We start from the raw sequence: 13,638 nt of genomic DNA, 5'->3' as shown, positions 1-13,638 counted from the left end.
ATGCACCGTCCCTCGCTCCACAGCACGATTCACCACCCCCGCAGACGTGGCCGCCTACCTCGATGCCTACGGCACCGAACCCCCGGACAACATCAAACACGCATGTTGAATCTCTGCGAGCCCTAAGCCGGTAGCTCGTACGTCCGAGGCCCGGCATCCCCGTCAGGGGGGTGCCGGGCCTCGGCGTTTTCGCCCTGCCCGCCAAAGCTCTCTGCCGTCTCAAGCTCTCAGGCGGAGTGGTCGAGCTCCCAGGGACGCACCGGGTCCGCGAAGGGGCGGCCGGTGGCGCAACGCTCCAGCTCGTCCAGGGACTGATCGGCCATGCGGTGCAGCTCGCCCCCGAGCGAGCCCGCGACGCGCGGGGTCAGCAGGACATTCGGGAGGTCGTACAACGGCGAGCCGGGGGGCGGGAGTTCGAGGTCCGTCACATCGAGTACGGCGTTGAGGCGGCCGGAGGCCAGCTCGGGGGGCATCGCTCCCTCGTCGGCGAGGGAACCCCGGGCGGTGTTGATCAGGGCGGCCCCGCCGGCATCACGGTCAGCTGGTGGGCGCCGATCAGCTGGTGGGTAGCCGGGGTACGCGATCAGGGCCAGCTCGTCGGGCACCCGCACGCCCAGTCCCGACAGCCGCTGCACGACCTTGATCGCGTCCACGTCGTTGTGCACCAGCGCCGCGGTCACCCCACCGGAGACCACCGCCGTACGCAGCGCCCGCGCCTCGTCCTCGAAGCGCTCGGGGTGCAGCTCGGCCGGTACCGAGTCGATCACCGGGGGCGACGCGCGCAGCCCCAGCGCGCCCAGCGCCTCGGCGTACCCCGACCGCACCGCGAGCGCGGTCGGACTGTCGGCCCGCGCCACGAGCAGCGGCGCCCCGTGACCGAGGCCCACCAGGTGGCGCACGGCGAGCAGCACCCCGTGGCGATGGTCGGAGCAGACCCGGTCGAGCCCGTCCAGCGCCGAGCCACCGGTCGCCCGCCGCTCAAGCAGTACGGCGGGCACGGGCAGTTCGGTGATCCGGTCGCCGTGCTCGGCGGTGTCGTCGGGACTCGACGATGACGACTTTGTGCGGTGCGGGCATGTGCTGATCATTTCGCCCCACGGCGGTGGCTGCAATGACGAGGTTCTGTCAGATCCGGCCATCCATTGTGCTGCAAGGCTCCAGGACGGACGTCACCTTGCAGTGCGGGAGGCACTCTTCGAGGACAGACAGAGAGTGGAGCGCAGCCGGTCACCTCGGATGCCCGCCAGTCAGTGGAATGTGTCGCCAGGTGCACCCTGGGAACGAGTCCGACGTGGCCTCCACCGCAGGCCCCGGAAACTGCCGAGTTGCGTGAGAATCGCGCCACCGGTGTCTCGGTTGAGTTGACGAACCACATCTACCACCATCCACACCTGCCACCCCCCAAGCCACAGCCGTCACTCAGACTTCGATGAGACTGCTCAACCTTCATTGCGACAGGACACCAGGGGCGGGCACCATGCGCGGAGGAGGGGCCAGGGGTCAGGGGCCTACTGAGGCCCGTACTTGCGGCCGGTCTTGAGGGTGATTCCGCCGAGCAGGCCACGCGGCGCCAGCTTCACCGCGCCCATCAGCGCCTTGTACCTGGGGTCCGGTACCGACAGGGTCTTCCCGCGCGCCAGATCGCCCATCGCCGAGGACACCAGCTTGTCCGCGTCGAGCCACATCCAGTCCGGGATGTTGTCCGTCCCCATCCCGGCCCGCTCATGGAACTCCGTCCGTACGAAGCCGGGGCACAGCGCCATCAGCCGCACGCCCGACCCGGACAGGTCCCGCGCCACGCCCTGGGTGAACTGCACGACCCACGACTTCGACGCGCCGTACGTCCCGCGCGGTACGAAGGCCGCGACCGACGCGACATTGACGACTCCGCCCCGGCCCCGCTCCTTCATGCCGCCGCAGGCCGCCGCCGTCAGCCGCAGCACGGCCTCGCAGTGCACCTTCAGCATGGTCAGTTCGTCGGCCATGGGTACTTCGAGGAAACGCCCCTTGTTGCCGAAGCCGGCGTTGTTGACCAGCAGATCCACCGGCTGCCTACGGTCCGACAGGCGCGCCTCGACCGCCGCGATCCCGTCCTCCGTGGACAGGTCGGCGGTCAGCACCTCCGCCTCGATGCCGTGCCGGTCGTGCAGCTCGGTCGCCTGCTCGTGGAGCCGCTTGGCGTCACGGGCCACCAGCACCAGGTTGTGCCCGTCGGTGGCGAGGCGCCGCGCGAAGGCGGCGCCGATGCCTGCTGTGGCTCCGGTAATCAATGCAGTCGTCATAAGGGGCACGTTAGCGCCCCGGGCGGGTGTCCCCGACGCCCGCCCGGCCCGTCCCGCGCCCCCGCTCCGTCACTTCTCCGCGACCACGAACGGGCAGGCTCGCGGCCCCGGTTCAGCCGCCGTACTTGGCGGTGTACTCCCGGGCCACGCCCAGCAGCCCGGACTCCATCCACTCGGCCGCCACCAGGGTGCTCGGCAGCAGCTTCCGCTCGGTCGTCACGGCTCTGAACAGCAGCGCGTTGGTGATGTCGTGGTCCGGCCGGTGCACGATCTCGACCGCGTCGCCCGCGTGGAGCGCGCCGGGCTCGATGACACGCAGCAGTGCGCCGGTGGCCCCTGCCTGCGTGAAGCGCCTGACCCAGCCCTTCTCGCCGAGGAAGCCCGCGAACGTACGACAGGGGATGCGTCCGCCGGTGACTTCGAGCACCACGTCGGGGCCGACGCGCCAGCGCTCGCCCACGAGCGCGTTGGTCAGGTCGAGGCCGGCGGTGGTGAGGTTCTCGCCGAACGAGCCATTGGTGACTGGACGCCCGAGCTCCCGCTCCCAAGCGTTGAGGTCCTCACGGGCGAAGGCGTACACGGCCCGGTCGGCGCCGCCGTGGAACCGCGCGTCCCACACCGTGTCACCCTCGACGCCGCTGCCTCCCGCACCGGCGGCGCCGGGCACGAACACCCGTACCGGCCCGTCGACCGGCCGCTTGTCGATTCCGGACCTGCCGCCCGGGGCGTCGGTGTACCCGACGGCCCTCGCCGGTCCCGCATTCACCGTCAGAACCCTCATAGCTGCATGCCCCTCGCGCCCTTCATGGCTCCCGGGAATCCCGTCTCTCCCGAGAATCCGGTGACTCTCATGACTCCCATGGCTCCCATGACCTTCATGAGCGAACGCTAGTGGCCCGGCATTCAAAGTATCCACTCAATTTTGCCCATCTCCCCCAAGCGTCACTTATGCTCGACGCATGATCGAGGCCCGCCATCTCCGTGTCCTGCGCGCCGTCGCGTCCACCGGCTCGTTCTCCGCCGCCGCTCGTGAACTGGGCTGCACCCAGCCGGCCGTCAGTCAGCAGATGAAGGCACTCGAAAGCTCCGCGGGCACCACGCTTCTGGTCCGGCTGGGCCGCGAGATGCGGCTCACCCAGGCGGGCGAGGTGCTGGTCCGGCACGCGGCGGGCATCCTCGCCGGGCTGACCGCAGCCGAGGAGGAGGTCGCGGCCATCGCCGGCCTGCGGGCCGGCCGGGTGCGCCTGGTCTCCTTCCCCAGCGGCAGCTCGACGCTGGTCCCCACCGCGCTGGCCGCGCTGCGCGCAGCCCACCCCGGCACCCGCGTCTCCCTGGTCGACGCGGAGCCCCCGCGCTCGGTGGAGATGCTGCGCGAGGGCGACTGCGATGTGGCGCTGGCCTTCCGCTACGGCCCCGGCGGCGCCACCGAGGACTGGGACGACCTGGTCGTACGCCCCCTGCTGACCGACCGTCTCGTCGGCCTGGTCCCCGAGGGGCACCGGCTCGCCGACGCCGGCCAGGTCGGCATCGGCGAACTGGCCGACGAGGCGTGGATCGCCGGTTGCCCGCGCTGTCGCAGGCAACTGGTGGAGGTGTGCGAGAGCGCGGGCTTTGTACCGCGGATCGATTTCGCGACCGACGACTATCCGGCGGTGATCGGACTGGTCGCGGCCGGGCTCGGGGTCGCTGTTCTGCCCGAGCTGGCCATGGAGTCCGTACGCCCCAAGGGTGCACGCACAGTGACAGTGGAGCCGTCCGTGCAGCGCGAAATCGTCGCGCTCACCCTTCCCGACCTGGCCCAGGTCCCGGCGGTCGCGGCCACGCTCGACCAGCTGGCGCTGGCCGCCGCCCGCTGAGCGGCACGGGGCGCCGCTGTGGCGGCGGGGGGTGCGGCTCGGCGCAGAAACGTTACTTCAGCGACCTGGCCTTGGTCGCGGCCACTGTCGTACCGGCCCGCGCACTCGTGCTCCCATTCGCCGCCGCCGTGGTCGGCGACGTCGAGATCAGGCGGTTGCGCGCGCGCCCCATGAGCTCTTCGCGCTCGTCCTCGGTCAGCCCGCCCCACACGCCGTAGGGCTCACGCACCGCGAGGGCGTGCGCCGCGCACTCCGCGCGTACCGGGCATCTCATACAGACCTCCTTCGCCGACGTCTCGCGCGCGCTTCTGGCCGCGCCCCGCTCCCCCTCGGGGTGGAAGAAGAGCGAGCTGTCCACCCCGCGGCAGGCTGCGAGCAGCTGCCAGTCCCACAGATCGGCGTTGGGTCCGGGAAGGCGGGAGAAATCTGCCATTGCTTGTCCCCTTGCGTCTGGTCGCGCTGGACTGAGCGTTCATCCGTGCTGTGGCGTCCGTACTGAGGCGTCCTTGGTGAGACATCCGTACTGAGTCGCATCCGCTTGTGTGAGTAGATGTAAATATGACTCATGCCGAATCTAGTCATAGACACCACGGAAACGGAAGAAAAGCCGCTAAATGGGGCATAGATTCACTTTGGCGGCGCGGCAGGCGCTGGCACGCTTCTGTGCGACGGTGCCCTTACGTAGAGTGCTGAAGGCGCTCGTCCGACCCGTAACTCTTTCGGGTGACCGTCGTTGAATGTGCGAGGCGGTTGAAAGAACAAGCGATCGGGCAGTTGTCCGAGAGTGTCAACCGCACAGGTGACGAAATATGTACCAGCCTGGAGGCCCAAGGTGACGCGCATCAGCTGCGGAGGACGGTCATGACATCCGTCCTCGTCTGCGACGACTCCCCGCTTGCCCGAGAGGCGCTCCGCCGCGCGGTTGCGACCGTGCCCGGTGTCGAGCGCGTGACGACAGCGGCCAACGGTGAGGAAGTCCTCCGCCGGTGGGGCGCCGACCGCTCGGACCTGATTCTGATGGACGTGCGCATGCCCGGTCTGGGCGGCGTCGAGACCGTGCGTCGGCTGCTCTCCGCAGACCCGGGCGCCCGGATCATCATGCTCACGGTCGCCGAGGACCTCGACGGGGTCGCGCTCGCGGTCGCCGCGGGTGCTCGGGGCTATCTGCACAAGGACGCCTCACGCGCCGAGCTGCGTGCGACCGTCACCCAGGCACTGGCCGACCCGACCTGGCGGCTCGCCCCGCGCCGGCTCAGGTCTGCCGAGATGGGTGCGGCGCCGACGCTCACCGCGCGTGAGATCCAGGTGCTCGAAGGCATGAGCCACGGCCGCTCCAACGCAGAGATCGGCCGCGAGCTGTTCCTCTCAGAGGACACGGTCAAGACCCACGCCAGGCGGCTTTTCAAGAAGCTCGGCGCCTCGGACCGCGCGCACGCCGTGGCGCTCGGATTCCGCTGGGGCCTGGTCCGCTGAGGGATGTCCCGTGCGCAGTTGCGCGGGTACGGCGTTCCCCGTCCGCCGTTGGGCGGACGGGGTTGCGGGCGTCCGCGACTCGTTCCGTCGCCGATGCCGCATCCTTGAGGTGTGGAGTTCCTCGGGGACGATTCGGTCGAGCGGGAGGGGAGGGCGCAGGAGATGACTTCCGGCGTACCTGCTCATAACGCTTCAGTGCACAACTACGGGCGTGGCGGCGCGGATGGTTCGGCGTCAAGGCACCATGGACCGATGCGCGACGACGAGACGACGGTGATCGGCGCCCTCGTCCGCCGCGCGGTCGAGGGGGACGAGCAGGCCACCCACGACCTCTTGGCCCGGGTTCACCCGCTGGCCCTGCGCTACTGCCGCACCCGGCTGAGCCGGCTGCCGGGTGATGCCCGTCACTTCGTGGAGGACCTGGCGCAGGAAGTCTGTGTCGCGGTCCTCATGGCGCTGCCGCGCTACAAGGACACCGGCAGGCCCTTCGAGGCGTTCGTCTGCGCGATCGCCGCGCACAAGGTCGCCGATCTCCAGCGGGCGGCCATGCGCCACCCCGGCTCGACCGCCGTGCCCTCCGACGAGATGCCGGAGCGGCCCGACGACTCGCTGGGGCCCGAGGAGCGGGCGCTGCTCAGCAGCGACGCCGAGTGGGCCAAGAAACTTCTGGCCAATCTTCCGCAGGCCCAGCGCGAGCTGTTGGTGCTGCGGGTGGCGGTCGGGCTGACCGCCGAGGAGACCGGGCAGATGCTGGGGATGTCGCCCGGCGCCGTTCGGGTGGCGCAGCACCGGGCGCTCAGCCGGTTGCGGGCGCTCGCCGGCCAGTAGGGCGTTCGGCGGACGCGGCGCGGGCGGTGCCCTGCCGGTGGTGCGGCGGTGCGGCGGTGCGGCTGTGCGAACGTACAGGCCGACGTGGTGATCTTGGTCGTGGAATGAGACACCCCGGAGTCCCGTTAGCATGGACATCCGCGCCGAGCAAGACCATTTGGGAAGGTGTCATGACTGCCAACGTCGATGGAGTGCCCGCTAAATTCGCGATGCTCGGGCTGACTTACGACGACGTGCTGCTGCTGCCTGGCGCGTCGGACATGGCCCCCGACCAGATCGACACCGGCTCCTACATCTCCAAGAACGTACGGGTGAACGTCCCGCTGCTGTCGGCCGCGATGGACAAGGTCACCGAGGCCCGCATGGCCATCGCGATGGCCCGCCAGGGCGGTGTCGGCGTGCTCCACCGCAACCTGTCGATCGCCGACCAGGCCAACCAGGTCGACCTGGTCAAGCGCTCCGAGTCGGGCATGGTCACCGACCCGATCACCGTGCGTCCCGACGCCACCCTCGCCGACGCCGACCAGCTGTGCGCGAAGTTCCGCATCAGCGGTGTCCCGGTGACGGACGCGGCGGGCAAGCTGCTCGGCATCGTCACCAACCGCGACATGGCCTTCGAGACGGACCGCAGGCGCCAGGTCCGCGAGATCATGACGCCGATGCCGCTGGTCACGGGCAAGGTCGGCATCTCGAGCGTGGACGCGGTCGAGCTGCTGCGCCGCCACAAGATCGAGAAGCTTCCGCTGGTCGACGACGCGGGCATCCTCAAGGGCCTCATCACGGTCAAGGACTTCGTCAAGGCCGAGAAGTACCCGAACGCCGCCAAGGACAAGGAAGGCCGCCTGCTCGTCGGCGCGGCCGTCGGTGTCGCGGGTGACGCGTACGAGCGCGCCCAGGCGCTCATCGAGGCCGGCGTGGACTTCGTCGTCGTCGACACGGCGCACGGGCACTCCCGGCTGGTCGGCGACATGGTCGCCAAGATCAAGTCGAACGCGGCCGGTGTCGACGTCATCGGCGGCAATGTCGCCACGCGTGACGGCGCCCAGGCGCTCGTCGACGCCGGTGTCGACGGCATCAAGGTCGGTGTCGGACCCGGTTCCATCTGTACGACGCGCGTGGTCGCCGGCATCGGCGTACCGCAGGTCACCGCGATCTACGAGGCCTCGCTCGCCGCGAAGGCGGCCGGGGTGCCGGTCATCGGTGACGGCGGCCTCCAGTACAGCGGCGACATCGCGAAGGCCCTCGTGGCCGGCGCGGACACGGTGATGCTCGGCTCGCTGCTCGCGGGCTGCGAGGAGTCGCCGGGCGAGCTGCTCTTCATCAACGGCAAGCAGTTCAAGTCCTACCGCGGCATGGGCTCGCTGGGCGCGATGCAGTCCCGCGGCCAGAGCGTCTCGTACTCCAAGGACCGGTACTTCCAGGAGGGCGTGGGCGCCGACGACAAGCTGGTGCCTGAGGGCATCGAGGGCCAGGTGCCGTACCGCGGCCCGCTGTCCGCGGTCGTGCACCAGCTCGCGGGCGGTCTGCGCCAGTCGATGTTCTACGTCGGCGGCCGGACGATCGCGGAGCTCCAGGAGAACGGCCGGTTCGTTCGGATCACCTCGGCGGGCCTCAAGGAGAGCCACCCGCACGACATCCAGATGACGGTCGAAGCACCGAATTACAGCAGGAAGTAACGTAGTCCCGGCTGAGGGGCGGGCCCGGGTGAACCGGGACCGCCCCTCAGCCGCGTGTCGGGGATACTGGACGCGCAGACCAAGAGGGAAAGGCCACCACACGTGACTGAGATCGAGATCGGGCGCGGCAAGCGCGGCCGCAGGGCGTACGCGTTCGACGACATCGCCATCGTGCCGAGCCGGCGCACCCGGGACCCGAAGGAGGTCTCGATCGCCTGGCAGATCGACGCCTACCGCTTCGAGTTGCCGTTCCTGGCCGCTCCGATGGACTCGGTGGTCTCTCCGAAGACCGCGATCCGCATCGGCGAGCTCGGCGGCCTCGGTGTGCTGAACCTCGAAGGTCTGTGGACCCGGTACGAGGACCCGGAGCCGCTGCTCCAGGAGATCGCCGAGCTGGACGGGGAGACCGCGACCCGCCGCCTCCAGGAGATCTACGCCGCCCCGATCAAGGCGGACCTGATCGGGCAGCGCATCAAGGAGGTGCGCGACTCCGGTGTCGTCACCGCCGCCGCGCTCTCGCCGCAGCGCACGGCCGAGTTCTCCAAGGCCGTCGTCGACGCGGGCGTCGACATCTTCGTGATCCGCGGGACCACGGTCTCCGCCGAGCACGTGTCGGGCGCCGCCGAGCCGCTCAACCTCAAGCAGTTCATCTACGAGCTCGACGTGCCGGTCATCGTGGGCGGCTGTGCGACATACACCGCCGCGCTGCACCTGATGCGTACGGGCGCTGCGGGCGTGCTCGTCGGCTTCGGCGGCGGCGCCGCGCACACCACGCGCAACGTGCTCGGCATCCAGGTGCCGATGGCGACCGCGGTCGCCGATGTGGCCGCGGCCCGCCGCGACTACATGGACGAGTCCGGCGGCCGGTATGTGCACGTCATCGCCGACGGCGGTGTCGGCTGGTCCGGCGACATCCCCAAGGCCGTCGCCTGCGGCGCGGACGCCGTGATGATGGGCTCCCCGCTGGCCCGCGCGACGGACGCGCCCGGCCGCGGTCACCACTGGGGCATGGAGGCCGTCCACGAGGACGTGCCGCGCGGAAAGCGCATGGACCTGGGTGCGGTCGGCACGACCGAGGAGATCCTCCTCGGCCCGTCGCACACCCCGGACGGCTCGATGAACATCTTCGGCGCGCTGCGCCGCTCGATGGCGACGACGGGCTACAGCGAGCTCAAGGAGTTCCAGCGCGTCGAGGTGACGGTCTCGCCGTCGGAGCACAAGCGCTGACGCAGGACGCGTGCGAGGGGGCCCGGACCATGATGTGCATGATGTGGTCCGGGCCCCCTCGCGCGTACCGCCGACTAGCTAGTGCCGCGCCAGGCAACGTTTGCCCCGTCGCGGCGGCCGGCACATACTCTCGCCGCACCGGCCGAAAGCCCAAGTACGTCCAGTACGAGGACTTCCGGCCGGCACGCCGAGAGCACGCACCGGACGCCGCTCCTTGACGGGCAAACGTCACCTGCCGCGGCACTAGTCGGCGGACTTCTTCGCTGCCGAGAAGGCGGCGAAGGCGCCGATGGCCAGGAAGACGAAGGTCATCGCGCCCGCCTCCAGCTTCCAGATCTCCATCAGAACGTCGAGGTTCTCGAAGAAGAGCTCCGGCACTGTCGCGCCGGCCTCTTCGGCGTTGAGGATCGCGATACCGAGCAGCTGCCCGATGTAGACCGCGCCCAGCGACAGGATCACGGCCACCACCGGCAGCGCCGGGTTGCGCCCGCCGACCTTGCCCGCCACGAAGCCGATCAGGTAGCCGACGCCGACCGCCGCGAAGCCGATCTGGTACTCGGTGGCTCCGACGATGGCGCCGTAGATCCCTCCGGTGACGAGCGCGACCCCGAAGGCCGCCGCGATGCCGAGGCCGACGTTGTCGCGGACGGGGGCGGGGGCCGGGGCGTTCGGGTACGCGCCGTCGGCGAACGGGTTGCCGGGCGGCGGCTGGATGGGCTGGGTCATGTGAAGAATCCCCCCGAGGGACTTGTGCGCACGGGTGTGCGATAAGTGACGCCGCAGGCTAGCAGCCCGGTACGACGGGGGCCCGGGAATTCGGAGGCTCAGAGGCGGTGGGTGGCGCCTGTCGGGGACGCGCCACGCGTGTCCAGCAGGAGTTGCGCCTTCACGGCGAGGCCCTGGAGGTCGTACGTGCGGTGCTGCTGGAGCAGGACCGTCAGGTCGGCATTGGCCGCGGCCTCGTAGAGAGAGTCCGCGCGGGGGACCGGTACGTCACGCACGCGCCAGTCCAGGACGTACGGGTCGTGGTACCCGACCTGGGCGCCCAGGTCCATCAGGCGGGTGGCGATCTCCTGGGCCGGGGAACCCTGCTGGTCGGCGAGGTCCGGCTTGTAGGTGACGCCGAGGAGCAGGACGCGGGCGCCCCGGGCGGACTTGCCGTGCTCGTTGAGGAGGGTGGCGCAGCGCTGGATGACGTACTGAGGCATGCGGCCGTTGATCTCCTGGGCGAGCCCCACCATGCGCAGGGGGTGGCCGGGAGTGCGGCTGCTGTGCGGGATGTAGTTCGGGTCGACCGGGACGCCGTGACCGCCGACGCCGGGGCCCGGCCGGAAGGCCTGGAAGCCGAAGGACTTGGTCTCGGCGCAGCGGACAACGTCCCAGAGGTCGACGCCGAGGTCGTGGCAGAGCACGGCCATCTCGTTGACCAGGGCGATGTTGACGTGCCGGTAGTTCGTTTCGAGTACGCCGACGGTCTCGGCCTCGCGCGGGCCCCGGGCGCGGACCACCTTGTCGGTGAGGCGCCCGTAGAACGCGGCGGCCGACTCGGTGCACGCGGGCGTGAGGCCGCCGATGACCTTGGGGGTGCTGGCGTAGCCGTGCAGCCGGTTGCCGGGGTCGATGCGGTTGGGCGAGTACGCGAGGTGGAAGTCGCGCCCCGCGCGCAGCCGTGATCCCTCTTCGAGGATGGGGCGCAGGTATTCATCCGTGGTGCCGGGGTAGGCGGCGGATTCAAGCAGCACGGTGGTGTGCGGGCGCAGGTGTGCCGCGAGGGCGCGGGCCGCGTCGCCGACGGCGCTCAGATCGAGCGTGCGGTCCGCGCCGAGCGGAGTGGGGGCGCAGATGACGGCGGTACGGACCCGGCCGAGCTCTGCCGGGTTCGTGACGGTCCGGAAGCCTCCGGCGAGCATGCGGCGCAGCTCGGCGGCGGTGAGGGAGCCGCCCGGGATGCGTCCCGCGGCGAGCTCGGCGAGGGCGCGCGGGTCGGTGTCATAGCCGATGGTGCTGATGCCGGCGGCGACGGCGGCCTGGGCGAGGGGCAGGCCGAGGTGACCGAGTCCGATGACGGCGAGATCTGCGGGCATGGCGGTGGGCCGTCCTTCCCAGTAGCCGGAGGGGAGGCAATGCGCAAGCCCTGTGGACAATTCGGGCGAGTGCAATGTCAGACTAGGCGTAAATATGACCGATATGCCGCATTGCGGGAAGGTGGGGTGCGGGAGTGTTGTCCACAGGCGGTGGCCGAAGACGGGGAGCACGGACAGAATCAAGGGGTGGGGACTTGATCCCGACCACCCCGAGCACTACGGGAGGCAGCAGTGAGGACAGCGACACTGGGACCTGCGGAGCGCGCCGGAGCGCTCGCAGCGATGGCCGAGCGTGAACTGGACGTGCTGGTCGTGGGCGCCGGAGTGGTCGGTGCGGGGACGGCCCTCGACGCCGCCACCCGTGGGCTCGCCACCGGACTGGTCGAGGCGAGTGACTGGGCTTCGGGCACGTCGAGCCGGTCGAGCAAGTTGATCCATGGCGGACTGCGCTATCTGGAGATGCTCGACTTCACGCTCGTGCGGGAGGCACTCAAGGAGCGCGGGCTGCTCCTCGAGCGGCTGGCGCCGCACCTCGTCAAGCCCGTGCCCTTTCTCTATCCCTTGCAGCACAAGGGCTGGGAGCGGTTCTACGCCGGTTCGGGCGTGGCGCTCTACGACGCGATGTCGATGTCGTCCAAGCACGGGCGCGGGCTGCCCCTGCACCGGCATCTGACGCGCAAGCACGCCCTGCGGGTCGCGCCCGCGTTGAAGAAGGACGCGCTGGTCGGAGCCCTGCAGTACTACGACGCGCAGATGGACGACGCGCGCTATGTGGCGACGCTGGTGCGTACGGCGTCGCAGTACGGCGCCCGGGTCGCCAACCGGGCGCGGGTCGTCGGCTTCCTGCGGGAGGGCGAGCGGGTCGTCGGCGCGCGGGTGAAGGACATGGAGGGCGGCGGCGAGTACGAGATCCGCGCCAAGCAGGTCGTCAACGCGACCGGAGTGTGGACCGACGACACCCAGGCACTGATCGGGGAGCGCGGGCAGTTCCACGTCAGGGCGTCCAAGGGCATCCACCTCGTTGTCCCCAAGGACCGGATCCACTCGTCGACCGGGCTGATCCTGCGGACCGAGAAGTCCGTGCTGTTCGTCATCCCGTGGGGCAGGCACTGGATCGTCGGGACGACGGACACCGACTGGGACCTCGACAAGGCCCACCCGGCGGCGTCCAGCGCCGACATCGACTACCTCCTTGAGCATGTGAATTCGGTGCTCTCGGTGCCGCTCACCCGCGACGACGTGCAGGGCGTGTACGCGGGCCTCCGGCCGTTGCTCGCCGGCGAGTCGGACGCCACCAGCAAGCTCTCGCGGGAGCACACGGTCGCGCATCCGGTCCCCGGGCTCGTGGTCATCGCGGGCGGCAAGTACACGACGTACCGCGTAATGGCGAAGGACGCGGTGGACGAGGCGGTGCACGCGCTGGACCAGCGGGTCGCCGAGTGCGTGACCGAGGACGTGCCGCTCGTCGGGGCCGAGGGCTACCGGGCCATGTGGAACGCCCGCGCGCGAATCGCGGCGCGGACCGGCCTCCATGTGGTGCGCGTGGAGCATCTGTTGAACCGGTACGGCTCGCTGGCGGAGGAGCTGCTGGAGCTCATCGCGGTCGATCCCTCGCTGGGGGAGCCGCTGGCCGCGGCGGACGACTATCTGCGTGCGGAGATCGTGTACGCCGCCTCGCACGAGGGCGCCCGCCACCTCGACGACGTACTGACGCGTCGCACCCGGATCTCGATCGAGACCTTCGACCGGGGGACGCGCAGCGCGCGGGAGTGTGCGGAGCTGATGGCGCCGGTGCTCGGCTGGGAGAAGGAGCAGATCGAGAAGGAGGTCGAGCACTACGAGAAGCGGGTGGAGGCCGAACGGGAGTCGCAGCGGCAGCCGGACGACCTGACGGCGGACGCGGCCAGGCTCGGCGCGCCGGACATCGTGCCGCCGATCCAGTAGCGGGACAGGTGCGTTCGGCGGGGCCCGCGGGGTGGTTGGGCGGGTGACGTCAACGATGACGTCAGGGGAAGGGGGAACTCGGTTCCGGTGCGGGCAGGTTCGCTCGCGGTACGGATCCGGTTCCCCCGGCGGTGCTGTGACCTGGGCAGGGTCCCATTCGTCGGTCTTGTGAAGCGGGCCGGTCGACCCGGGACCACGATCGGTCCCGGGGTAAGGGACAATGAAGGCTCTGCCAGGGCGGGTTACTGCACACCCTGGAACGCAGCCA

Annotated in this window: 11 protein-coding genes and 2 pseudogenes; 6 read left to right on the top strand and 7 right to left on the bottom strand. The window is 70.2% G+C overall.

Annotated features, from left to right (window positions below):
* Positions 1-227: 227 nt before the first annotated feature.
* The 4 genes and pseudogenes from QMK30_RS34510 to QMK30_RS34495 all read right to left on the bottom strand — a co-directional run.
* Positions 228-574, bottom strand: a pseudogene (locus QMK30_RS34510) (NAD(P)-dependent oxidoreductase); the annotation flags it as partial.
* A gap of 58 nt (positions 575-632) precedes the next feature.
* Positions 633-1,088: pseudogene (locus tag QMK30_RS34505) on the bottom strand (LacI family DNA-binding transcriptional regulator); the annotation flags it as partial.
* 420 nt (positions 1,089-1,508) lie between these two features.
* Positions 1,509-2,282 (bottom strand): SDR family NAD(P)-dependent oxidoreductase, encoded by a 774-nt coding sequence (locus QMK30_RS34500; RefSeq protein WP_283522290.1) that lies wholly within the window; start codon positions 2,280-2,282, stop codon positions 1,509-1,511.
* 112 nt (positions 2,283-2,394) lie between these two features.
* On the bottom strand, positions 2,395-3,063 hold the full coding sequence (locus QMK30_RS34495) for an MOSC domain-containing protein (RefSeq protein ID WP_283522289.1): 669 nt from the start codon (positions 3,061-3,063) through the stop codon (positions 2,395-2,397).
* Positions 3,064-3,241: 178 nt separating this feature from the next.
* Here QMK30_RS34495 and QMK30_RS34490 point away from each other — a divergent pair, with 178 nt between their 5' ends.
* Positions 3,242-4,138 (top strand): LysR family transcriptional regulator, encoded by an 897-nt coding sequence (locus QMK30_RS34490; RefSeq protein ID WP_283522288.1) that lies wholly within the window; start codon positions 3,242-3,244, stop codon positions 4,136-4,138.
* Between the two features lie 52 nt (positions 4,139-4,190).
* Here the strand turns inward: QMK30_RS34490 and QMK30_RS34485 are convergent, their stop codons facing one another.
* Positions 4,191-4,571 carry a WhiB family transcriptional regulator gene (locus QMK30_RS34485; protein WP_283522287.1) on the bottom strand — a complete coding sequence of 127 codons (381 nt, stop codon included), beginning with the start codon at positions 4,569-4,571 and terminating at the stop codon, positions 4,191-4,193.
* Positions 4,572-4,999: 428 nt separating this feature from the next.
* Here QMK30_RS34485 and QMK30_RS34480 point away from each other — a divergent pair, with 428 nt between their 5' ends.
* The 4 genes from QMK30_RS34480 to QMK30_RS34465 all read left to right on the top strand — a co-directional run bounded on the left by QMK30_RS34480 (position 5,000) and on the right by QMK30_RS34465 (position 9,342).
* Positions 5,000-5,611 carry a response regulator transcription factor gene (locus QMK30_RS34480; RefSeq protein WP_003948568.1) on the top strand — a complete coding sequence of 204 codons (612 nt, stop codon included), beginning with the start codon at positions 5,000-5,002 and terminating at the stop codon, positions 5,609-5,611.
* Positions 5,612-5,863: 252 nt separating this feature from the next.
* Entirely contained in the window at positions 5,864-6,439 is a 576-nt protein-coding gene (locus QMK30_RS34475; protein ID WP_283522286.1) for a sigma-70 family RNA polymerase sigma factor, read from the top strand.
* A gap of 170 nt (positions 6,440-6,609) precedes the next feature.
* Positions 6,610-8,115: an IMP dehydrogenase gene (gene guaB, locus QMK30_RS34470; RefSeq protein ID WP_283522285.1), complete on the top strand. Its 1,506-nt coding sequence runs from the start codon at positions 6,610-6,612 to the stop codon at positions 8,113-8,115.
* Positions 8,116-8,217: 102 nt separating this feature from the next.
* A complete protein-coding gene (locus QMK30_RS34465) occupies positions 8,218-9,342 on the top strand; it encodes a GuaB3 family IMP dehydrogenase-related protein (protein ID WP_283522284.1) in 1,125 nt (374 codons plus the stop codon).
* A gap of 243 nt (positions 9,343-9,585) precedes the next feature.
* On the opposite strand, the gene QMK30_RS34460 is transcribed toward QMK30_RS34465, so the two are convergent.
* A complete protein-coding gene (locus QMK30_RS34460; RefSeq protein ID WP_283522283.1) occupies positions 9,586-10,068 on the bottom strand; it encodes a hypothetical protein in 483 nt (160 codons plus the stop codon).
* A 98-nt stretch (positions 10,069-10,166) separates the two neighbouring features.
* The gene (locus QMK30_RS34455) at positions 10,167-11,426 is read right to left on the bottom strand and encodes a nucleotide sugar dehydrogenase (RefSeq protein WP_283522282.1); all 1,260 of its coding nucleotides are present in this window, start codon (positions 11,424-11,426) and stop codon (positions 10,167-10,169) included.
* 231 nt (positions 11,427-11,657) lie between these two features.
* Here QMK30_RS34455 and QMK30_RS34450 point away from each other — a divergent pair, with 231 nt between their 5' ends.
* Positions 11,658-13,370, top strand: a complete 1,713-nt coding sequence (locus tag QMK30_RS34450) for a glycerol-3-phosphate dehydrogenase/oxidase (RefSeq protein ID WP_283522281.1) — start codon at positions 11,658-11,660, stop codon at positions 13,368-13,370.
* Positions 13,371-13,638: the final 268 nt, after the last annotated feature.

Source organism: Streptomyces sp. H27-C3, from assembly GCF_030063415.1.
GTDB lineage: Bacteria > Actinomycetota > Actinomycetes > Streptomycetales > Streptomycetaceae > Streptomyces.
This window is presented reverse-complemented; position numbering and strand designations above follow the sequence as displayed.